Annotated in this window: 18 protein-coding genes and 1 riboswitch; of the genes, 9 read left to right on the forward strand and 9 right to left on the reverse strand. The window is 68.0% G+C overall.

Translation table 11 applies throughout. The annotated features are described in order from the left end of the window. Window positions 1-15: 15 nt before the first annotated feature. Window positions 16-1,089 (reverse strand): D-alanine--D-alanine ligase family protein, encoded by a 1,074-nt coding sequence (locus FO044_RS00970; protein WP_132992824.1) that lies wholly within the window; start codon window positions 1,087-1,089, stop codon window positions 16-18. A gap of 39 nt (window positions 1,090-1,128) precedes the next feature. Between FO044_RS00970 and FO044_RS00975 the strand changes: the two genes are divergently transcribed. After that, on the forward strand, window positions 1,129-2,451 hold the full coding sequence (locus FO044_RS00975; protein ID WP_132992825.1) for a UDP-N-acetylmuramoyl-tripeptide--D-alanyl-D-alanine ligase: 1,323 nt from the start codon (window positions 1,129-1,131) through the stop codon (window positions 2,449-2,451). 34 nt (window positions 2,452-2,485) lie between these two features. Here the strand turns inward: FO044_RS00975 and FO044_RS00980 are convergent, their stop codons facing one another. Continuing rightward, on the reverse strand, window positions 2,486-2,944 hold the full coding sequence (locus tag FO044_RS00980; RefSeq protein WP_132992826.1) for a hypothetical protein: 459 nt from the start codon (window positions 2,942-2,944) through the stop codon (window positions 2,486-2,488). An 84-nt stretch (window positions 2,945-3,028) separates the two neighbouring features. Between FO044_RS00980 and tgt the strand changes: the two genes are divergently transcribed. Both tgt and FO044_RS00990 read left to right on the forward strand, forming a co-directional pair. Further along, entirely contained in the window at window positions 3,029-4,288 is a 1,260-nt protein-coding gene (gene tgt, locus FO044_RS00985) for a tRNA guanosine(34) transglycosylase Tgt (RefSeq protein WP_132992827.1), read from the forward strand. A 5-nt stretch (window positions 4,289-4,293) separates the two neighbouring features. Continuing rightward, window positions 4,294-5,385, forward strand: coding sequence for a D-TA family PLP-dependent enzyme (locus FO044_RS00990; protein WP_132992828.1), 1,092 nt, complete (start codon window positions 4,294-4,296; stop codon window positions 5,383-5,385). A gap of 58 nt (window positions 5,386-5,443) precedes the next feature. Here FO044_RS00990 and gluQRS read toward each other — a convergent pair whose 3' ends face one another. Together gluQRS and FO044_RS01000 are read right to left on the reverse strand one after the other, a co-directional pair. Further along, a complete protein-coding gene (gluQRS, locus tag FO044_RS00995; protein WP_132992829.1) occupies window positions 5,444-6,409 on the reverse strand; it encodes a tRNA glutamyl-Q(34) synthetase GluQRS in 966 nt (321 codons plus the stop codon). 19 nt (window positions 6,410-6,428) lie between these two features. After that, window positions 6,429-8,396 carry an alkaline phosphatase family protein gene (locus FO044_RS01000; RefSeq protein WP_132992830.1) on the reverse strand — a complete coding sequence of 656 codons (1,968 nt, stop codon included), beginning with the start codon at window positions 8,394-8,396 and terminating at the stop codon, window positions 6,429-6,431. Between the two features lie 154 nt (window positions 8,397-8,550). Between FO044_RS01000 and FO044_RS01005 the strand changes: the two genes are divergently transcribed. The 4 genes from FO044_RS01005 to FO044_RS01020 all read left to right on the forward strand — a co-directional run bounded on the left by FO044_RS01005 (window position 8,551) and on the right by FO044_RS01020 (window position 12,219). Further along, a complete protein-coding gene (locus FO044_RS01005) occupies window positions 8,551-9,630 on the forward strand; it encodes an ATP-dependent DNA ligase (RefSeq protein ID WP_132992831.1) in 1,080 nt (359 codons plus the stop codon). Continuing rightward, complete coding sequence (locus FO044_RS01010; protein WP_132992832.1) at window positions 9,623-10,684, forward strand: DNA polymerase domain-containing protein; 1,062 nt, start codon at window positions 9,623-9,625, stop codon at window positions 10,682-10,684. The genes FO044_RS01005 and FO044_RS01010 overlap by 8 nt, the downstream gene beginning before the upstream one ends. Before the next feature lie 348 nt (window positions 10,685-11,032). Continuing rightward, window positions 11,033-11,428 carry a VOC family protein gene (locus FO044_RS01015; protein WP_132992833.1) on the forward strand — a complete coding sequence of 132 codons (396 nt, stop codon included), beginning with the start codon at window positions 11,033-11,035 and terminating at the stop codon, window positions 11,426-11,428. Next, window positions 11,401-12,219, forward strand: a complete 819-nt coding sequence (locus FO044_RS01020; RefSeq protein WP_132992834.1) for a helix-turn-helix domain-containing protein — start codon at window positions 11,401-11,403, stop codon at window positions 12,217-12,219. Before FO044_RS01015 ends, FO044_RS01020 begins: the two co-directional genes overlap by 28 nt. 143 nt (window positions 12,220-12,362) lie before the next feature. Here FO044_RS01020 and FO044_RS01025 read toward each other — a convergent pair whose 3' ends face one another. From FO044_RS01025 to FO044_RS01035, 3 genes are read right to left on the reverse strand one after another with little or no spacing between them, the layout of a single operon-like run. Then, entirely contained in the window at window positions 12,363-14,792 is a 2,430-nt protein-coding gene (locus tag FO044_RS01025; RefSeq protein WP_132993413.1) for a serine/threonine-protein kinase, read from the reverse strand. A gap of 2 nt (window positions 14,793-14,794) precedes the next feature. Beyond that, window positions 14,795-15,772, reverse strand: coding sequence for a glutamate ABC transporter substrate-binding protein (locus FO044_RS01030; protein WP_132992835.1), 978 nt, complete (start codon window positions 15,770-15,772; stop codon window positions 14,795-14,797). Beyond that, window positions 15,769-17,238, reverse strand: coding sequence for a hypothetical protein (locus tag FO044_RS01035; protein WP_235831390.1), 1,470 nt, complete (start codon window positions 17,236-17,238; stop codon window positions 15,769-15,771). The genes FO044_RS01030 and FO044_RS01035 overlap by 4 nt, the downstream gene beginning before the upstream one ends. 128 nt (window positions 17,239-17,366) lie before the next feature. On the opposite strand from FO044_RS01035, the gene FO044_RS01040 reads away from it, so the two are divergent. Then, on the forward strand, window positions 17,367-17,828 hold the full coding sequence (locus FO044_RS01040; protein WP_132992836.1) for an NUDIX hydrolase: 462 nt from the start codon (window positions 17,367-17,369) through the stop codon (window positions 17,826-17,828). A gap of 58 nt (window positions 17,829-17,886) precedes the next feature. Here FO044_RS01040 and FO044_RS01045 read toward each other — a convergent pair whose 3' ends face one another. Continuing rightward, window positions 17,887-18,261, reverse strand: a complete 375-nt coding sequence (locus FO044_RS01045) for a hypothetical protein (RefSeq protein WP_132992837.1) — start codon at window positions 18,259-18,261, stop codon at window positions 17,887-17,889. Between the two features lie 257 nt (window positions 18,262-18,518). After that, window positions 18,519-19,190 (reverse strand): thiamine phosphate synthase, encoded by a 672-nt coding sequence (gene thiE / locus FO044_RS01050; RefSeq protein WP_132992838.1) that lies wholly within the window; start codon window positions 19,188-19,190, stop codon window positions 18,519-18,521. Window positions 19,191-19,215: 25 nt separating this feature from the next. After that, window positions 19,216-19,328, forward strand: a riboswitch (TPP riboswitch). Here thiE and FO044_RS01055 point away from each other — a divergent pair. Further along, the gene (locus tag FO044_RS01055; RefSeq protein WP_165943069.1) at window positions 19,296-20,345 is read left to right on the forward strand and encodes an FAD-dependent oxidoreductase; all 1,050 of its coding nucleotides are present in this window, start codon (window positions 19,296-19,298) and stop codon (window positions 20,343-20,345) included. It overlaps the preceding riboswitch by 33 nt. Window positions 20,346-20,367 lie beyond the last annotated feature (22 nt).

A 20,367-nucleotide genomic window follows, 5' to 3' on the forward strand; every position in this document is an offset into this window, starting at 1 on the left:
GTCCGAACCGGAGTGTCAGTGCTCCGTCGAGAACGAACCGCGCCGCCGGTGCACTTCGAGGGCCAGCGTGACGAGGCGGTCGATGAGGTCCGGGTAGGCGATACCCGACTCCTCCCACATCTTCGGGTACATCGACGCCGGAGTGAACCCGGGCATCGTGTTGATCTCGTTGAGCAGCCAGCCGCGGCCGCCCTCCTCGTAGAAGAAGTCGACGCGGGCCAGACCGGCGCAGCGGAGCGCGACGAACGCGTCAGCTGCCAGTTCGCGGGCCTGTCCGATGGCCTCATCCGAGAGTGGCGCCGGAATCATCAACTCGGCGTTGCCGGTGAGGTACTTGTCCTCGTAGTCGTAGAAGTCGCTGCCCGGCTTGACCTCGCCGGGGAAGGTCGTGTCCGGGGCGATGCCGCCGAGGACGCCGACCTCGATCTCGCGTCCGTCCACGGCCTCCTCGATCACCACGACGTCGTCGTAGCGCAACGCGACGTTTATCGCCTCATCCAACTCGGCCGCGGATCCCGCGCGCGAGACGCCGACCGACGATCCCATGTTCGCGGGCTTCACGAACACGGGGAGCCCGAGTTCGTCGACGGCGCGTTCGACGATCGTGCGGGCATCGGCCGCGCCGTCCCGGAACGAGAGCCATTTGCACTGGGGGATGCCCGCGCGCTCCGCGACCTCCTTGGCCATCGCCTTGTCCATGCAGAGGGATGACGAGAGGACGCCGCAACCGACGTAGGGAACCGAGAAGAGCTCGAGCATGCCCTGAACGGTGCCGTCCTCGCCGTGCGGCCCGTGCAACAGCGGGAACACGACGGTCACCTCCGTCGAACTCCCGCGCAGCACGTCGAGCGGATCCACGGCGGGACCTTCGATGTCGAGCTGGTTCGGCAGCTGGTCTCCGGCCGCCAGGGCCTGCGCGGCCGCCTCGTTGCGGTGCCAGACCCCCTGCTTGTCGATGCCGACGGGTACCAGAACGTATTTGTCCTGATCGGCGGCGGCCAGGACGTGGGCCGCCGAGATCCTCGAGACGTCGTGTTCGGCGGAGACTCCGCCGTAGAGGACGACCAACCGCAGGAGGGGAGTGCTCATGGGTGCCACGATACGTGTTCGCCTGTAGCGTCTTCTGTCGTGCACCTACTCGCCAGCCAGATCGCAGAAGCCACCGGTGGAACACTTCACGGGCCCGACGTCGGAGTCGATTCGGCCGGTATCGATTCCCGGACCATCGGGGCAGGTCAGCTTTTCGTGCCGATCGTCGCCGCGCGTGACGGGCACGACTTCATCGCGAGTGCGGTTCGGGCGGGCGCGTCCGTCTACCTGACCGATCGGGCGCCGGATCCGGCGGTCGCCGCGACCGCTGTGCAGGTCGCCGACACGGGCCTCGCACTCGCCGATCTCGGGCGGGCGGCCCGATCGCGGGTCGGTGATCGCGTCGTCGGCGTCACCGGGTCGGTCGGTAAGACCTCGACCAAGGATCTGCTCGCCGGGGTGCTGGCCACTACCTACCGGACCGCGGCGAGCGAGAAGTCGTTCAACAACGAGCTCGGTCTGCCGCTCACCCTGCTCGGTGCCCCGGACGGCACCGAGGCCGTCGTCCTGGAGATGGGGGCACGCGGCGTGGGCCACATCGAGCTCCTGTGCGACATCGCCACGCCCGACGTCGGAATCATCACGCGCGTAGAGGCCGTCCACCTGGAGATGTTCGGCACCCTCGACGACGTCGCCACCGCGAAGGGCGAGCTCGTCGAGTCCCTGCCCGCCGACGGCATCGCGGTCCTGAACGCCGACCACGCCGTGGTCCGCGACATGCGCAGCCGAACCAGCGCACGCGTGCTCACCTACGGTACGGCCGACGACGCGGACATCCGGGCCACCGACATCGTCCTCGACGACCAGCTGCGGGCTGGTTTCACGCTGCACAGCCCCTGGGGTTCCACGCCGATCTCGTTGCAGGCCCGCGGCGAGCACCAGGTGCCGAACGCCCTCGCGGCGGCTGCAGCCGGCTGCGGACTCGGCGTGCCGTTGGACGAGCTCGCAGGCGGACTGCGCAACGCAGCCCTGTCCGGTCTGCGTATGGAGATGAGCACGACGTCGGCTGGTGTCGTGGTGATCAACGACGCGTACAACGCCAACCCGACGTCGATGTCGGCGGCGTTCAACTCGCTGGCTCGCCTCGATGCCCGCCGTCGTTTCGCGGTGGTCGGAACCATGGCGGAGCTGGGTGCCGACGGTGCTGCGGCGCATCGCGACATCGCCCGCCAGGCCGTCGAGCAGGGCATCACCGTGATCGCGGTCGACGAACTCGCCTATGGTGCGACTGACGTGCTGCACGTGCCCGACGTCGCGAGTGCCGTCGACGCGCTGGGCGAACTCGGTGACGGCGACGCCGTTCTGGTCAAGGGCAGTCGAGTCGCGGCGCTGGAGCGCGTGGCGCAGGCCCTGGCCGACTGAGACGGTCCCGGGCTTCGCCCGCCACTCGATCGGCTTAGGGGACCAGTGCGAACGCCTGGTCGTCCTTGGTGCAGCGTGACAGCTCGCCTGTGGTCTGCGACGGACCGCAGTCCCACCCGTTGACGGTCTGCGGCTGGCCGGTGGCGATCTTCGGGCTGTACTCCTTGGCGACCGACTCGGCCGTCGAGCAGTCGAGGTCGCCCTCCACGATCTTGATCCGGAGAGACCCGTCGGGGCCCTTCGCCTGACCACACGATTCGCCTGCGCCCTCGCCGCTGTCGGCGCTCTCGCTCGAAGCCGTCGTGGTGGAGGACTTCGTCTTCGGCTTCGGTCCCGGAACCACCGGGACGTCGGCACCTTCGGACGGGCTGGCCGCGGCAGACGTCGCCTGGCTCGTCGTCGGAGCTTCCTGTTCGTCACCGCACGCCGCGGCGGTCAGGGTGAGTGACAGGCCGAGTAGCGCGGTGGCAGTGAGTTTCATCGTGCGTGTCATGCGTCCACGCTAGCGGAGTGTTCGGCGTTCGCGGGGTAGCTTCGGCCGCGTCGCGTTTGAGCAATCGGTCCGACACCTGGGAGAATGTGCTGGGTGACCAGCAGCAAGTTCATCCGGCGTGCCACCCTCGACGGGACGGCCGGGCGCACCGGCACCATCGTCACCCCGCACGGTGAGATCCAGACACCCGCATTCGTTCCGGTGGGGACCAAGGCGAGCGTCAAGACCGTGCTCCCCGAATCGGTTGCGGCGCTCGGCGCGCAGGCGGTCCTGGCCAATGCCTACCACCTGTATCTGCAGCCCGGCCCGCACATCGTGGACGAGGCGGGCGGTCTCGGTCGTTTCATGAACTGGCCCGGGCCCACCTACACCGATAGCGGCGGCTTCCAGGTGATGTCGCTCGGCGCCGGGTTCAAGAAGGTCATATCGATGGATGTGACTGGGAGACAAGATGATTCGATCATCGCCGAGGGCAAGGAGCGGCTTGCCGACGTCGACGACGACGGAGTCAACTTCAAGTCGCATCTGGACGGGTCCATGCATCGGTTCACGCCGGAGGTGTCGATGCAGATCCAGCACCAGCTCGGCGCCGACATCATCTTCGCGTTCGACGAGTTGACGACCCTGATGAACACTCGCGGCTACCAGGAGAGCTCTCTGGAGCGGACTCGGCAGTGGGCGATCCGCTGCATCGCCGAGCACAATCGGCTCTCCACCGAACGCTCGCACCGTCCGCAGCAGGCTCTATGGGGCGTGGTGCAGGGCGCTCAGTACGAGGACCTGCGTCGCAAGGCGACCCGCGACCTCGTCGAGCTCAGCCGGATCGATCAGGAGAACGGCGGTAAGGGATTCGGCGGCTACGGCATCGGCGGTGCCCTCGAGAAGGCGAACCTCGGGACCATCGTCGGCTGGGTCACCGACGAGCTTCCCGACGACGCCCCCCGCCACCTTCTCGGGATCAGCGAGCCAGACGACGTCTTCACCGCCATCGAGAACGGTGCGGACACCTTCGACTGCGTGTCGCCCACCAGGGTCGCCCGGAACGGCGCGATCTACTCGTTCGACGGTCGCTACAACATCACCAACGCGAAGTACCGCGCCGACTTCGGGCCGCTCGACGCCGAACTCGACAATTACTCCACCCAGTACACCCGCGCCTACCTGCACCACCTGTTCAAGGCGAAGGAGGGCCTCGCCTCGACTCTGGCGACGCTGCACAACCTGTCGTTCACCGTGACTCTGGTCGATCGCGCGCGAAAGGCGATCGAGGAGGGTAACTACTTCGAGTACCGCGACGAATTCCTTCGCCGCTACTACAGCACGAGCAACGGGTCGGGGAGGTAGCGGCGATGGGCGACATGCTGACCACGCCGACGGTGATCGTCGACGAGGAGATTCTCGACCGGAACATCGAGTCGATGGCGGCGTCCATGCGCGACCGGGACGTCGCACTTCGCCCGCACGTCAAGACCCACAAGACGGTGGAGATCGCGCGCAAGCAGGTCGATGCCGGTGCCTGTGGGCTGACCGTCGCGACGATCGGCGAGGCCGAGGTGTTCTCGGCTGCCGGATTCGACGATCTGTTCATCGCCTACCCGCTCTGGCTCACGAGGACGGCGGCCGGACGGTTGGTGCGCCTCGTCGTCGGCGAGGGGGCGCGGATCTCGTTCGGCGTCGATTCGGTGGCGGGCGCGGAGCATGCGGCGGCACTGCTCGGTGAGTACGCCGGTTCGTTCGGGGCTCTCATCGAACTGGACAGCGGGCATCACCGCAGCGGAGCGCTGCCCGAGGAAGTCGTCGGAATCGCGCGGGCGGCGGCCGACGCCGGACTGCTGGTGCGCGGTGTGTTCACCTTCCCCGGACACAGCTACGCCGAAGGCGCCGGTGAGCAGGCGGCGGACGACGAAGCACAGGTCCTTCGCGAGGCGTCTGACTCGCTGACAGAGGCGGGGTTCGACGACCTCGAACGCAGCGGCGGGTCCACTCCGAGTGTCCTGCTGAGTGACGGGACCGAGCTCACCGAGGCGCGTCCCGGCGTGTACGTGTTCGGCGACGCACAGCAGTGGGAGCTGGGCGGCATCGACGCGTCCGACATCGCACTCAGCGTGCTGGCCACCGTCGTGAGTCGCCATGACGGACCCGAGCACCGGCGCGTGATCCTCGACTCGGGCAGCAAGATCCTGGGTGCCGACCGGCCGGCGTGGGCGTCGGGTTTCGGCAGGCTCCTCGACTATCCGGACGCGTGGGTGAGTGCGCTGTCCGAGCATCACGCGACGGTCGTCTTCCCGGACGACGCCCCGCTACCCGTTCTCGGTTCGCGCATCCGCGTGGTGCCGAATCACGTGTGCCAGGTGATGAACCTCGTCGATCGGGTGGCAGTGACCCGCGAGGGACTGGTCGTCGGTCGCTGGCGGGTGGCGGCGCGCGGCCAGAACTCCTGACCGAGCCGCTCCGCGGCTGCCAACCTCGGATCCCGCATTGCCAACCCGTATGGGCCGACTACTCGTTTGCAGCACCCGAGTTCTGCGAACTACGTGTCGGTGATGCGGGTGGGACGAAGATCCACGGCTCGCGCGGCAGGGCGGACGGATCGAAACGATCTGCGAGACGGTCCATGGTGACCGACTCGCCCTCGCGTGCGAGGTCGAGCGAGACGGCGATCAGCGACAGGACGGCCCGCGCGTCGACTCCGTGTTCGGCCAGGTCGGCGGCGGTGACCGCGCCGTCGCGCTTGGCCAGTCGGACGCCGTCGCGATTCAGGACCATCGGCACGTGGACGTACTCGGGCGGCCGATGTCCGAGGACGGTCGCGAGATATGCCTGACGCGGTGCGGACGTGAGCAGGTCGTCGCCGCGGGTCACCTGGTCCACGCCCATCGCGGCATCGTCGACGACCACCGCGAGGTTGTAGGCGGGAGTCCCGTCGTTGCGTACCAGCACGAAGTCGTCGACGTCGCCGGTGAACTCGCCGTGCAGCGCGTCGTGCACGGGGAACGACGCGACCTCCGAACGCAGCCGGATCGCGGCGGGACGCGTGCTGCGGCGTTCGTCGCGCTGCGCCGCAGTCAGATCGCGGCACGTTCCCGGATAGGCGCCGTGGGGCGCATGCGGCGCGGACGGCGCTTCGAGAATCTCCCTCCGCGTGCAGAAGCACTCGAACGTGGCTCCCGCGGCGACCAGCGAGTCGACCACCGCCGAGTAGCCGCCACGTCGTTCGGATTGACGTACTAACGGCTCCTCCCACCGGATCCCGATGGCGGCGAGATCGGCGAGCTGGCGTTCCTCCGCCCCGTCTCGGACCCGATCGAGGTCCTCGACGCGCATCAGGAAGCGACGGTCGGACGCACCGGCGAACAGCTGGGCGAGGACCGCAGTGCGTAGGTTCCCGATATGCAGGTCGCCGGACGGCGACGGTGCGAACCGGCCTGCGGTGCCATTGCGTTCGGCGTCGTCGTAGTGGGCCACAGGTCCACGGTAAGGCGTGTCAGTCGCGGCGGAACGGCGACGTCCTGGTCGGGCGTCCGTTCTCCAGCCGGCCGGTGAAGTACTGGCGTCCAACGGTGTCCGGGACGGTGATCTCGTACCAGCCGTCGCGCACCACCGACGCGGTCACGTCCGTGCCGTTCACCGCGACACGTTGCGTCGCGTGCTGCAGCTTCACCCGTGCCGCCGAGCCGCCGGGCGGGAAGGTGAGATCGCGGAGGAATCGGTCGGGGCCGGTCACCACCACGTGGCCGACGGTGGACGGGAGTCGTACCCGGCGGCGGTCGGTGACGGTGTGGTGCTCGGATCGCCCCTCGCAGAAGACGCTGAAGACGGCGGCCCGGGAACCCTCGTTGATCAGATGAAGGACGCCGTCCAGCACGTTCGCGGACAACCGATACGGCGTCGGGAGGGCAGGTGCCGATCCGAACTCCTGTACCGGTGCCACCCCGCCTGGCTCGGCGTTCCACCGCTTCTCGAACGGAGGGACCGGACCCGGGCGGTCCGGCAGCCGGAGGCCGTCCGAGCGGGACAGGTCGAGAGTCGAGACCAGATCGCCGCAGACCCGACGGCGCCATCTCGAGATGTTCGGACAGCGCACGCCCGTCACGCGCTCGAGGAACCGGATCACCGAGGTGTGGTCGAAGACCTCCGACGAGACCCGGCCACCGACGGTCCACGGCGACACGATCGTCGTCGGTACACGGAAGCCCAGGCCCATCGGCTTGCCGTCCCACCACTCGTCCGGCTCGCCCTCGGGCGGAAGCGGCGGGACGACGTGATCGAAGTAGCCGTCGAACTCGTCGTAGTTGAGGATGACGACGGTCTTGCGCCACACCTCGGGCGAGGAGGCGAGCGCATCGAGCAGGCGGTGGGTGATGGTCGCCGACTGTGCAGGTGATGACGCGGACGGGTGCTCGGAGTCGGCCTCCGGGGTCACGATCCACGACACGGTCGGCAGCGTGCCTGCCTGGACGTCGTGGCGGAAACGTGAGACCAACGTGCCGGGCTCGCTCCGGTAAAGGCCACGGTCGTAGAGCTGCGAGTGCTGCGGACCCAGCCGGGCAGCGGCGGCGTGCACAGCGGCCGCGGCCGTACGTTGGCTCGCGGTCGTCCGGTATCGGCCGTCGTCGTCGGCCTCCGACTGCTCGAGCAGGTCCTCGAAGAATCCGGTGAGGTCGGTGCCGCGCACGCCGGCGGCCGAGAGTGCGGCTCGCCCGATGGTTCGAAATCGCGCCATGAAGTCGAGGTTATTGTCGGTGTAGTTGTCCCATTCCTGGTAGACGCGCCAGGGAACGCCCGCGTCCTGGAGGTTCTCGGCGTACGACGTCCAGGTGTATCCGGGATGGCCGCCGTCGTAGGCGTCGTTCCCGACCGCTCGTTCGCCATTCGGCTCGAGACCGGTTGTGCCCGTGAACAAGTAGTTCCGGTTGGGGCTGGTCGACGACGGGCACGAGGAGAAGTAGGCGTCGCACACGGTGAATGCCTCGGCGAGCGCGAACTGGAAGGGGATGTCGTGCCGATCGTACGAGGCCATCGTCGCCTCGCCCTTCGCGCCCGTCCATCCGTCGCACCTGCCGCCGTTGAGCGCTTGATGGCCGTCGGCCCAGCCGTGCGGCAGCGACGCCAGGTAGTCGACGGACAGGTCCCCGCGGTTCGCGGCGTCGCGCGCCCGGAACGGGCGGATCCGGTCCTGATCGAACACCCCTGGTTTGGCCGAGTTGTCGGCGAAACCGCGGACCCCGCGCAGCGTGCCGAAGTAGTGGTCGAACGAGCGATTCTCCTGCATCAGCACGACGACGTGCTCCACGTCGCGCAGATGTCCTGCGGGGCGCCCCGACGCGACGGCCTCGATCAACGAAGCCGGAAGCAGGGTGGCGCTGCCCGCGATGCCCGCAGCCGCTCCGGCAGCGAGACCGAGGAAGTGCCTGCGGGAGTGTCCAGAGACCGTTGTGGGTGCCGTCGCCATAGAGACCAGACGCTATTGGCGCCGGGTGTCGCGATGGTGTCGGCCTCGTGGCGCGGGCGGGGCGAGTCGAGATCGGGGATGTGAAGGCGCTCGGATCGGGGGCGGGCTTGAGCGAATCGTTGCCGTGTGCGGCGCCGACAGGGACGATGAACAGGTGAACCTTCCGGTGGACCCGCCCGTGGCCCCGATGCTGGCGAAAGCCGTCGCAGCGGTGCCGGACCAACCCGCGGAGCGACAGGCGTGGTCGTACGAACCCAAGTGGGACGGTTTCCGCGCGTTGGTCTTCCGTGACGGTGACGACGTGGTCATGTCCTCGCGCGGCGGGAAGGACCTGGCTCGCTACTTCCCGGAGCTGGTGGACGCCGCGCGCGCCGAACTGCCCGATCAGGTCGTCGTCGACGGCGAGGTCGGCGTGGTCCGGGAGGTCGACGGCGTACGACGCCTCGACTGGGACTCGCTGAGTCAGCGCATCCACCCGGCGGCGTCGCGGATCACCAGGCTCTCGGAGGAGACGCCCGCAGTGTTCATCGGATTCGATGCCCTGGCGCTCGGCGGCGCCGACCTGACCGGCGAACCGTTCGAGGTGCGCCGCGAAGCGCTGCTGGAAGCGGTCGGCGGCGCCTCGTCGCAGTCGCGTATGCAGGTGAGCCGGGTGACGCGTGACGCCGACGTCGCCCGCGAATGGTTCAGCGCGTTCGAGGGAGCGGGCCTCGACGGGGTCGTCGCGAAACGACTCGACGGTCTGTACGTCCCGGGCAAGCGCGAGATGCTGAAGATCAAGCACAAGCGAACCGCGGACTGCGTGGTCCTCGGATATCGCGTCCACAAGAGCGGGACCGGACTCGGGTCGATGCTGCTGGGCCTCTACGGGGACGACGGCGAGGTCCGGATGGTCGGCGGCTCGAGTGCCTTCTCGGATGCGAAACGTGCGGAGTTGCAGGAGATGCTCGAGCCGATGCGGCTCGATCCGGACCACACTGCGCAGGGCGAGTTGAGTCGCTGGCGGCAGTCGGGCACGGGCGAATGGATTCCGATCCGCCAGGAACTCGTCGTCGAGGTCGCGTACGACCAGATGGAGAGCGGTCGTTTCCGGCACACGGTCCGGTTCCTCCGCTGGCGCCCCGACCGTGATCCGCGCAGCTGCGGTTACGCCCAACTCGAGGTTCCGCTCACCTACGACATCCACGACGTGCTCGAGGGAGCGAACGACTCCGGAGGAACCAGCGATGCCTAAGCCGAAACCGGTGATGCTCGACGTCGACGGCGTCGAGGTGAAGCTCAGCAACCCGGACAAGATCTACTTTCCCGAGCTCGGTGAGGACGGTGGCCGCAAGGCCGACCTCGTCGGCTACTACGAGGCGATGGCCTTGGCAGGCCCGCTGATGACGGCACTCGCGGGCCGTCCCACGTTTCTGCAGCGCTTCCCGGACGGTGTGACCGGCGACGAGATCTACCAGAAGCACCTCACGAAGTATCACCCCGACCACGTCGAGTCGACGCGGATCGTCTTCCCCTCCAAGCGGACCGGTCAGGCGTTCTGCCCGCGTATCCCGGCGGACGCGGTGTGGGCCGCGAATCTGGGGACCGTCACGTTCCACACGTGGCCCACCGCCGATCCGGACAACGATCATCCGGATCAGCTCCGCATCGATCTCGATCCTCCCGGCGGCAGTGGATTCGACGACGTGCGCCGGGTGGCCATCGAACTCGTCAGGCCGTTGCTCGCCGAACTGGGACTCGAGGGCTTCGTCAAGACGTCGGGCAGCCGCGGCGTGCACGTGTTCGTGCCGATCCGGCCGGATTGGGACTTCATCGCCACCCGTCGCGCGGTCATCGCGCTCGGCCGGGAACTCGAGCGCCGCGCGCCCGAATCGGTGACGACCTCGTGGTGGAAGGAGGAACGCGGCGACCGGATCTTCATCGACTACAACCAGAACGCCCGTGATCGGTCGATGGCGGCGCCGTACTCGGTCAGGAAGTCCGATCGTGCGCGAGTGTCGACGCCGGTGACCTGGGACGAACTGGTCGATGCGAATCCCGATGACCTCACCATCGCCACCGTTCCGGATCTCGTCGCACGGCGTGGTGACCCGTGGCATGACATCGCCGACCATCGCTCCGGCCTGGAGTCGCTCCTGGAGATGGTGCACCGTGACGACGCCGACGGCCTCGGCGACCTACCGTATCCGCCGAGCTATCCGAAGATGCCCGGAGAACCCCCGCGCGTCCAGCCGAGTCGCAAGGTAGCGGGGAACTGGGACGACGAAGGAAATCCCGTCCAGAAGTGAGGCCAAGTGCCGTGCGCCCTGCTTCGTCGGCCGAGTGCCCCTTCGCAGGTGCCGCTCTCGCTGGTTGAGTCCCCTTCGCTGGTGCCGCTCTCGCTGGTTGAGTGCCGACGAGGCGCTAGCCGAGGAGGTGATCGAAACCACCGCGACCGACATCACCCCGGAACACGACCGCGCCACGCGGCGGGCACGGGCCTGCCGTCGTCTGAGTGGTACCGCTGCCGCTCGACAACCCGCTATAGAGCGATGCCGCTCGCGAGCGGTACCACTCCGACGAACATATCGATCGTCCTGCCGTGATCGTGCCGAAAAGTTCAAGACCGGCGCTGTGGAAACGCGCATGATCGAGTTATGAACACAACACGTAAGGACATGAACATCTGGGCCGGGATCACCTGCGATGATCCGCTCGCCGAACGTGAGTGGCTCACCGCTCTCGGGTTCGAACCCGGCATCCTCGTCGAGGGCGACGGCGACGGGGAGGTGATCCACTCGGAGATGCTGTGGCCCGACGGCGGGCGCGTGATGATCAGTTCGCGGTCCAAGGCGGACAAGACGTTCAGCTCGCCGACCGGGGCGGGGAATCTGTACGTCGTCGTCGCCGATCCGGATGCGGTGCACGCGAAGGCGACGCAGCTCGGAGCGACCCTGGTGCGGGACATGGCGGAAGAGGATTATGGATCGCGGGGCTTCTCCATCGCCGATCCGGAGGGCAACACGTGGAGTTTCGGGACGTACGCGGGCTGACCGCCGGCCTGCGCGGGTACGGCGTCACGGCGACGCCGTACGACATCGCCGGCGGCTCGCCCGGCACTCATCTCGGTATTCCGTCACCGGCGGCCACGCTGATCGTCGATCTGCGTGATGGACTCGACCTGAGTGGCCCGGGGCTCCCCGGGCGCGAGGTGTTCCGGTGCTGCATCGCGGGCATGCACATGCTCCCGTTCACCATCCATCATGACGGGACACAGGTCGGAGTGCAGCTGGCCCTGACCCCGGGCGCCGTGCGGCGTTTGCTGGGAGTTCCAGTCGGCGCGTTGCAGCGGACTGCGTTCGAGCTGGCCGACCTCAACGCAGGACTGGCGGATCAACTGCACGACGCCCTCGGATCGGCGCGGCACGAGGATCGAGGACCGGTGACCGAACGCGTCGTCGCGGCGGCTCTCGGTGGCCGGCTCGACGCGATGCCCACCGGCGTCGATGCCGACGCGAACCGTGCCTGGCGCGAGATAGTCCGCACTCGCGGTCGCGTGACGGTCTCGCAGCTCGTCGAGCAGTCGGGATGGTCGGTCCGGTATCTGACTGGTCTGTTCACCGCCGAGTACGGGATGGGGCCGAAGCAGGCGGCGCGACTCGTCCGTTTCGATGCGGCTCGTGCGGCGCTCGATGCCGGACGGTCGGCGTCCGGCGTCTCGGCCGACCTCGGCTACTCCGATCAGGCGCACCTGAGTCGCGAGTTCGCGTCGATGGCGGGTAATCCGCCACGCCGGTACATCGCCGCTCGACGATCCGAGTTCGGCGCTCGGCACGACCGGTGAATGCAGCACGCGAGATGACAGCCGGGTGGCTACCGCGTCTCGCAGCACCGCTTTCGATCCTGCACCATCACTGTGCCGTCGCCGCGCTGACTGGAGCAGCACAGCCGCACCGGCGCAGCGGCGTGCTCGGGTGACAGTGCGCTCTAGAACAGCGTCGCGGGCCGGACGAGGTTAGCGAGGTCGACGAGCAGGAAGCGGTGCCCGCGATTGTCACGGGTCGCGCGCGCCAGTTCGCGCAGTGACCGTTCGGTGCCGGCGCGAAGACCCTGCTCACTGAACGGGAACCCCATGAAATCGTCGTGCTCGGTGGCCTCATCGCCGTCGTCGGTGGACGCCGGGTTCGCGTCGATCCAGCCGAGCGCGCCTCCCAGGATGATCAGTTTGAGCCGTCGCCTGCGTGGATCGTCATGACTGATCTGCCGGAACCGGGCGGCGGCCTCGAACAGCTCATCGCGCGTCAGCTCGCCTGCCGGACGTCCGTGGACCAGGGTCAGGATGGCACTGATCTGCGCGGTTCCGAAGTGACGGCTCGTCATCGGGACCTCGTCGAGCGGCTCGATCGCCTGACCGATCTCGCCTTCACTGAGCAGCATGCGCGCGAGTCCGAATGCCGCCGTGACGATGGCGTGGTCGGTCAGCCACAGGTCGTGATAACTCTGGCGGGCGATGTCGTACCAGTGCTCCACTTGGGCCACTTGATCATTGGTTCCGACGCCGTCCGCCGACAGCCAGTAGCCGACGAGCTCCGCCGAACCGGCGACCGCCAGCTTCGGCGCCACCTCACCGGGCATCGCTTCGAGAACCTCGTGGAATCGGTCGAACGCCTGCTCGGGCTCCGCGCTCAGGAGCGCGTAGATCCCCAGGTACCAGTGAAGCCGCCACGAGTCTCCGTGATTGTCGGCGATCTCGATCAGCAGGTCGTGTGCCGTGTCCAGGTGACGCAGTTCGAGGTGTGCGCGAGCTTCCGCGAGGTCCATCTCCAGTGACGGGTGGTCGGAATCGATCTCCGATCCGGTCTCCGAACCCTGGCGCATCAATGTGGCGTAGCCGTCGGCACGCGCCGCGCCGATGGTGTCCAAGGTCTGGCGCGGATAGGAGAGCGCCGCCGAGGTCAGGACGTTCGCCGCCGGGTCGGTCGGGTCGACGAGCGGGACAGGCAACGCACGGGCGATGTCCTCGGGATCGTGGATCGCGGCATCCTGCGGATCGAAGAACCCGTCGACCGGCGCGAGCAGCAATTCGGTCCCGAACGTCGAACGCTGCGGCGTGAACACCGTGGACAGCGACGGTCGAGGCACGCCGGTGTGCAGGGCGACGGTCTCGCGGAGCACGTTCAGGACCTGTGTGGTCATCTCCTCGGCAGATTCGAATCGCTCGTCCGGATCCGTCGACGTCGCGCGCTGCAGCAGGAAGTAGAAGGACGGGTTCTCCGCGAACACCGGGTTGGTCTCCGGATCGGGGAGCCCGTCGAGGTACTGGCCGTTCTCCGTCGGCATGTCGACGGTCAGCACGGCCAGAGTGCGTCCGACGCTGTAGATGTCCGTTGCGATCTGCGGACCGGTGTCGACGATCTCCGGTGCTTGGAACCCGGGTGTGCCGTACAGCCGGCCGTAGCCGTTGATGGCCGACACCGCACCCAGGTCGATCAGTTTCACCTCATCGGCGGTGATCATGATGTTGTCGGGCTTCACATCGTTGTAGACGAGGCCCACCGAGTGCATGTATCCGACCGCCGACAGTACTTCGAGGATGTAGGCCATGGCCTGCTCCAACGGCATGGGCTTCGTCTTGCCCGACGGCGCAGTGGTCAGCTGCTTCAGCGTGTGACCGCCGACGTACTCCATGACGATGTAGCCGAACTGCCGACCGTGATCGTCCGACCATTCGACGAAGTTGAAGATCTTCACGATGCCGGGATCGTTCACCGACGCGAGGAACTGCCGTTCGGCGATCGCCACCGCCTGTGCCTGCGCGTCCGATGAGTTGAGCAGACCCTTGAGGACCACCGGCCGGTCTGACACGTTGTGGTCCACCGCCAGGTAGATCCAGCCCATGCCGCCGTGCGCGATCGCACCGGCGATCTCGTACTGGTCGGCGACCATGGTGCCGCGCGCCAGCCCGGGGACGAACGAGTATCGCGAACCGCATTTGGGGCAGGTGCCCTGCAGTGGGCCCTTGCCCTCGCCGGTCGATCGTCCGACCTTGGCTCCGCACTTCCAGCAGTGGCGCTTGGACTCGACGATCATCGGGTCGGCGAGCACCGCATCGGCGGGGTCGATATCGGAGACCTCGGGGAGCTGGACCAAGCCGCTACCGAGACGGCGATCGTGGATCTGCGGGCCCTTGCGGGTCTTCCGGCGGGATGCGGCGATGTCGTCGAACAGCCGGCGTATCTGCGTTCCCTCGGTGCCCGGCGTGGGACCGGGCGTCGTCGGCACGGTGCCGCGTGCCGCCTCGGTCGCCGGGCCGTCGTCGGCGCAGCGGTCGATGCCGCTGCCGTTACCGCCCGCGGATCGATCCGACGGCATGGTCTGCGCCGGATCAGTGGTGGATTCGTCGTGGTCGTCGTTCATCGTCAATCGCGGTAATTGTAGGACGGAGGTGACGCCGGACCCAGGTCCGACAGCCATGTCTGGTACGACCGATGCCAGCTTCCGTCGGCACGCCGTTCGGCGAGGACCCCGTTGACGAACCGCACGAGATCGTCCTTCCCCTTCGGCATGCCGATCCCGTAGTTCTCGTAACCGAGGTTCTCACCCACCACGTGAACCCACGGGTCCTGCGCGGCGATGCCCGCCAGGATCGGGGTGTCGGTGGTGATGGCGTCCACCTGACCCTGTTGCATCATCACCAGACAGTCGGCCCAGCTCAGCGTCGTCACGAAACGGATGTTCGGCACCAGTCTGCTGACTCGTGCCGCAGACGTCGACTCGCGGGCCGCGCACACCGACCTCTTCGCCAGGTCGGCGACGTCCTCGATACCCGAGTTGCGGTAGGCGAGAATGCGTTGGGTCGCAGTGAAATACGGTGCCGAGAAGGCGACCTCGTTGAGTCGTTGACAGGTGATGCTCATCGACTTGATCACCATGTCGACCTCCCCCGAGTTGAGGGCGTGGATCCGGTTTCCGGTCGACACCATCCGGTAGTCGATGCGGTTCGGGTCGTTGAACAGCGCCTGCGAGACCCAGTGCGCCACATCGACGTCGAATCCTTTCACATCGCCGGACAGGGGATCGCGGAAGCTCAACGGGTTGGATCCCAGGTCGGTTCCGACGATGAGACGCCCGCGCTGAACGATGTCGGCCATCGTCGTGCGGGGCGGCATCCTGCCGGGATCGGGCATCTCAGCGGGTGGTCGCAGACTCGACGTATCGCAGTCGGCCGACTCGTCGGGTGCGTCGATCGATTGGTTGAACGAAACGTCGGGTGGAAGTGGAACCTGTGCGGTGGCGGTCGGCGGCTCAGCGTGATCACGCGCCTGGACATCGCAAGCGGACAGCAGCGCGACCAGAGCCAGCGCGCCGGCGACGACCACTCTGCGTCCGTGGATCATCGGTACTCCCGGATCCTCGGGAACAGGCCCGCCAGGACCGCACCCGCCGCGACGACGCAGAGGATGGCTATGCCGGTGCCCGTGTATTCGAGGACGCGCTGGGCGGTGTTGATTGACGACCGGAACGTGGACCGCGCTTCGCTGATGGATTCGACGAGAGCCGAGTTCGCCTCGGTGTACCCGGTGGCGGTGCTGGTCTTGCCTGCGCCGATGGTGAGGTCGCGGGCACGCGGGAAGTCGCCGTTGGTGAGGAGTCTGCCGACCTCGCCGTGCGCCGATCGCCACCGGACGAGGGCGGCCCGCACATCGCTCAGCGGGTCGGTGATCCCGTGATCGTCGGCGAGTTCGGGATCGTCGGAGAGCCGGTCCGAACGCTGCTTGATCTGGTCCATCGACGAGTTGAACATTCGGTCCAGCTCTCCCGGATCGGAGCGCCGTACGAGGGAGAGCGTCTCGGCGGATCGGGCCTGCTGGGTCAGAATCCGCATGCTGGTCAAGGTGTGCAGCGGATCGGCGCCGGAGATCTTCGCGGTGTTCGCTGCGGCGACCGATGTCAGTCCGGCCACCAGCAGCCACACCGTGCCGAGTGCGAGGGCGCCGGTCGCCGCGATCAGCCCTGCGTTGAAGTGGCGCCGGGTCCGGCGGGCGAGGTACCGACCGGTCGCGAGCAGCATCCCGATGATCAGGAACAACGCGATGTACACGCCCCACGGCGGGACGGTGAGGGTTCGCTGGGGTTCGGAGATGGCCGATGACCGTTGCTCGTACAGGCGTTGCGCCGCAGGCAGGATCGTCTCCTGCATGAGACTGGACGCAACCGTCAGGTAAGCCGATCCGACCGGGTATCCGAGCCGGTTGTTGGTGCGGGCGGTCTCGACCAGCCCGGTGTAGACGGGGATCTTCACGGCGAGCGTGTTCAGGTCCGCACGGGCCGCGTCCTCATCGGCCGTGTGCGATGCCGCGTCGTCGCGGTAACCGTCGGTGGCGGCGATGAGGGCGGTCGACGCAGTTGCGATCGAGTTCGAGAAATCGGTACGCAGCTTAGGGGATTCGCGTCCGCCCGAGATGAACGCGGAGTTCGCCGAGGCGTCCGCGACGGACAGCGAACTGTAGAGGGTCTCCGCGGCTTCGGCTTGGGGCTCACTGCGCTCGATCAGCGACTCGAGGGTCTGACTGCGCGTGGTCAGAGCAGAGGACGAGTACCAGCCGGTGATGCCGCAGCAGAGGATGATCGCGAGCAGGATGATCATCAGCTTGCCGGGGGTGGTCGTCGCGTAGAAGCGCGACGCGACCAGCGGGGAGTTCACCCGATCTCGGGTCATCGCGGCGATCTCGCGCCGGTCGGCGATCACCTGACGAAGGGTCGGTCCGGGAGCGGGGCGTTCGGTGGTCGTGGTTCGACCGGCATGCGTGAGCACAGAGCGCACGCCCGAAACCTGGCGCACACCCGAAACCTGGCCGGTCACGACAATCCCTTCATTTGGGTGTGTCCCACACTAGTCGGGACCTATGCAACCGGTGGGGAACACCCGGTACGGTGAGGCGAATCGCCCCGGATGCACCGGAGGCGCGAACGCCGGGTCGGGGAGGTCGAGTGCAGGGAGACGGCGACGGCTGGGTCTTCGACGCCGACGGCGCGCGCTACTGGGGCCGTCACGGCGCGGCCGGACTGTTGCTGACCGCCCCACTCGACGACGGTGTCGCGGTGCTGTTGCAGCATCGGGCCGTGTGGTCGCATCAGGGCGGGACCTGGGGGCTGCCCGGTGGAGCGCGCGACTCGCATGAGAGCCCGGAGGACGCCGCAGTGCGTGAGGCCGGCGAAGAGGCGGGCCTCGCGCCCTCCGACCTGGAGGTGACCGACTCGTTCGTCACCCATCGCGCGTCGAGCGGGTGGACGTACACGACGGTGATGGCGAGCGCTCGGTCGTGCGTGGCGACGACCCCGAACGGTGAGTCGACCGAGTTGCGGTGGGTCCGGGCATCTGCGGTCGCCGACCTGCCGCTTCACCCGGGCTTCGCGCGCGCGTGGCCGGAGCTGCTTCTGCGTCTGCGCTGAATCGTTGCGGATGTTCTCGATGCGGTGGGTCGACGTCGTATCGACATCACCTGCCGCGTCAGATTCCAGGTCGTGCCAGCTGATTGGCTCCCGCGATCAGGGCGTTGACGACCGATTCGTCTCCGGTGTCGCCGCGGCCGTACGACCAGCAGCGCTGCCCGCCGCTCTCGCAGAGCAGGTAGGTGCCGACATCGGCGTCGTCCGGCTGCTGGTAGAGCGAGACGATCTCGACGCCCGCGCCGAGGTCGTACAGCATCGACGTCATCGCGGCGATGGTTCCGGAGGCGGTGGCTTCGAGGCTGACGGTTCGCTGGGCGACCGTGACGTGCGCCGTGCAGCGGACCATGTCGGCGCGGTCGGGTTCGACGGCGAGATCCTGCAGGCGGATGCTTCCCGCCGGCGCGTACGTCTTGTCGAAGACTCGTCGGGTCATGTCGGCAGCCTCCCGTGGGAACCAGGCGGGTAGGCGGCGAGTGGCCGAGATTCGGCTCGCACGGTGATCGCCGCGCCCGTCACGGGTACAGGATGCCGGTGTTATCTGAATGGAGCGCATCGCGTCGGTTCATTTCGTTCGAAGGTTCGGTGACCGACGAGGTCGAGGGGTGAAACGACGACTGACCCGCAGCGGGGGGTCGGTCGGATCAGACCCCGCTGCGGCGGGTTACGAGAAGCTTCAACGCCATGGTGTGTTCAGGATAACACCGCGTCGTGCAGCGCGACAGCGGCCGACCGGGGGGCATCCGAGCCGGTGATGGCGCGCACGACGACGATCCGCGACGCGCCGGCCGCGACCACTTCGGGGACGCGTGCGAGGTCGATGCCGCCGATCGCGAACCACGGTTTTCCGGTGTCGGTGTGCGCCGCCTCGGTCACCAGTCCGAGTCCCGTCGCGTCGCGTCCGGGCTTGGTCGGAGTGGCCCAGCACGGGCCGGCGCAGAAGTAGTCGACGTCGTCGTCAGCGGCCGCGGCGAGCATCTGCGCCTTGTCGTGGGTCGATCGGCCGATCACCGTTTTCGGTCCGAGGACGTCGCGAGCCTCGTACGGCGTCAGGTCGTCCTGGCCCAGGTGGAGCACGTCAGCGTGCGCGGCATGCGCGAGGTCGGCCCGGTCGTTCACGGCGAGTAGTGCACCTGCACCGTCCGTCACCTCCCGGAGCGCGAGCAGCAGGTCGATCTCCTCGCGAGCAGTGAGGGCGCCGAACCGCTTCTCGCCCGCCGACCCCTTGTCGCGCAACTGCACGATGCCGACCCCGCCGGCGACGGCCGCGGCAACGAAGTCGAGCAGATCTCCGCGCTCTCGCCGGGCATCGGTGCACAGGTAGAGGCGGGCGTCGGCGAGCGCGGTGCGCGGATCGTCATGCATGGTTCCAACGGTAGGCTGGGTTGCATCAAATGAACACGGGAGTCCGGGGCGCCGGGCTGAGAGTGCGATGCGGACCGTCGCTGACCGTCTGACCTGATCCGGGTAATGCCGGCGAAGGGATGCACTGTGGAACGTGAACTCTCTGTCATCGGCGGCGGTGTGATCGGGCTGTCGTGTGCGCTCGCCGCGGCCGACGCGGGCTGGGCGGTCAGCGTCTTCGACGCGGGTGCGTCGCGCCGCGCAGCGCAGGTCGCCGGCGGCATGCTCGGTTGCTTCGGCGAAGGGCATCCCGGTGAAGCCGGGCTGCTCGACATCGCAGCGGCATCGGTGGCCCGGTGGCCCGCATTCGTCGACCGGCTCGCCGATCCGGGGATCATGACCGCCCGGGACAGCCTGCTGATCGCGGCATCTGCGGCCGATCTGGCGCAACTCGACGAGCAGGTCCGCTTCGTCCGCGCCCGCATTCCGGATGCGGCCCCGCGATTGGTCCGCAGCACCGCGGCGGAACTGCGTGCGAGCGAGCCGGGGCTCGCCCGTGGGATAGCGGGCGGCTACTTCGCGGTGGGTGAGGGAGCGGTCGACAACCGCAGGCTGCTCGACGCGCTCGGGAGCACGTTGCGCGCCGCAGGCGTGCGCTTCGTCGACGCGTGCGTCGCCGATCCGGCTCAGGCTTCCGGCGATCAGGTACTGATCACCGCCGGACTGGACAGCCCTGCTGTCGCGGCGGCCGCGGGTGCCGAGGTGGCGGTGCGAGGCGAGAAGGGCGAGATCCTCCGCCTGCGCCGCACTCGGTGGTCGGTGCCGCCGCCCGGCCACGTCGTCCGGGGACGCTGGCACGGCCGAACCGTGTACCTCGTACCGCGCGCCGACGGACTGGTGCTGGGAGCGACTCAGTACGAGTCCGTCGACCACGCCGATCGCGCGCCTATCGCGGGGGGAGTGTCCGACCTGCTCGCCGACGGGGGCGAGCTCATGCCGGGACTGCGAACCTACGAGCTGGCGGAGGTCTCCGCCGGTATCCGGCCGTCCTCGGTGGACGGACTGCCCATCGTGCGGCGTCTGGACGACCGCGTCCTCGTGGCGACCGGACACGGCCGCAACGGGATAGCGCTGTCGCCGTGGACAGCCGACCGCGTACTCGAGCTTCTCGCCTGATCAGTCACCCCGAAGAAAGAGG

Origin of the sequence: Gordonia zhaorongruii, assembly GCF_007559005.1 — a bacterium.
GTDB lineage: Bacteria > Actinomycetota > Actinomycetes > Mycobacteriales > Mycobacteriaceae > Gordonia > Gordonia zhaorongruii.

Excerpts from the sequence above, each read along its gene's own strand:
- FO044_RS00970 (WP_132992824.1), bottom strand. The coding sequence starts at position 1,089 with ATGAGCACTCCCCTCCTGCGGTTGGTCGTCCTCTACGGCGGAGTCTCC.
- FO044_RS00980 (WP_132992826.1), bottom strand. The coding sequence starts at position 2,944 with ATGACACGCACGATGAAACTCACTGCCACCGCGCTACTCGGCCTGTCA.
- tgt (WP_132992827.1), top strand. The coding sequence starts at position 3,029 with ATGTGCTGGGTGACCAGCAGCAAGTTCATCCGGCGTGCCACCCTCGAC.
- FO044_RS00990 (WP_132992828.1), top strand. The coding sequence starts at position 4,294 with ATGGGCGACATGCTGACCACGCCGACGGTGATCGTCGACGAGGAGATT.
- FO044_RS01000 (WP_132992830.1), bottom strand. The coding sequence starts at position 8,396 with ATGGCGACGGCACCCACAACGGTCTCTGGACACTCCCGCAGGCACTTC.
- FO044_RS01010 (WP_132992832.1), top strand. The coding sequence starts at position 9,623 with ATGCCTAAGCCGAAACCGGTGATGCTCGACGTCGACGGCGTCGAGGTG.
- FO044_RS01015 (WP_132992833.1), top strand. The coding sequence starts at position 11,033 with ATGAACACAACACGTAAGGACATGAACATCTGGGCCGGGATCACCTGC.
- FO044_RS01025 (WP_132993413.1), bottom strand. The coding sequence starts at position 14,792 with ATGAACGACGACCACGACGAATCCACCACTGATCCGGCGCAGACCATG.
- FO044_RS01030 (WP_132992835.1), bottom strand. The coding sequence starts at position 15,772 with ATGATCCACGGACGCAGAGTGGTCGTCGCCGGCGCGCTGGCTCTGGTC.
- FO044_RS01045 (WP_132992837.1), bottom strand. The coding sequence starts at position 18,261 with ATGACCCGACGAGTCTTCGACAAGACGTACGCGCCGGCGGGAAGCATC.
- thiE (WP_132992838.1), bottom strand. The coding sequence starts at position 19,190 with ATGCATGACGATCCGCGCACCGCGCTCGCCGACGCCCGCCTCTACCTG.
- FO044_RS01055 (WP_165943069.1), top strand. The coding sequence starts at position 19,296 with ATGCCGGCGAAGGGATGCACTGTGGAACGTGAACTCTCTGTCATCGGC.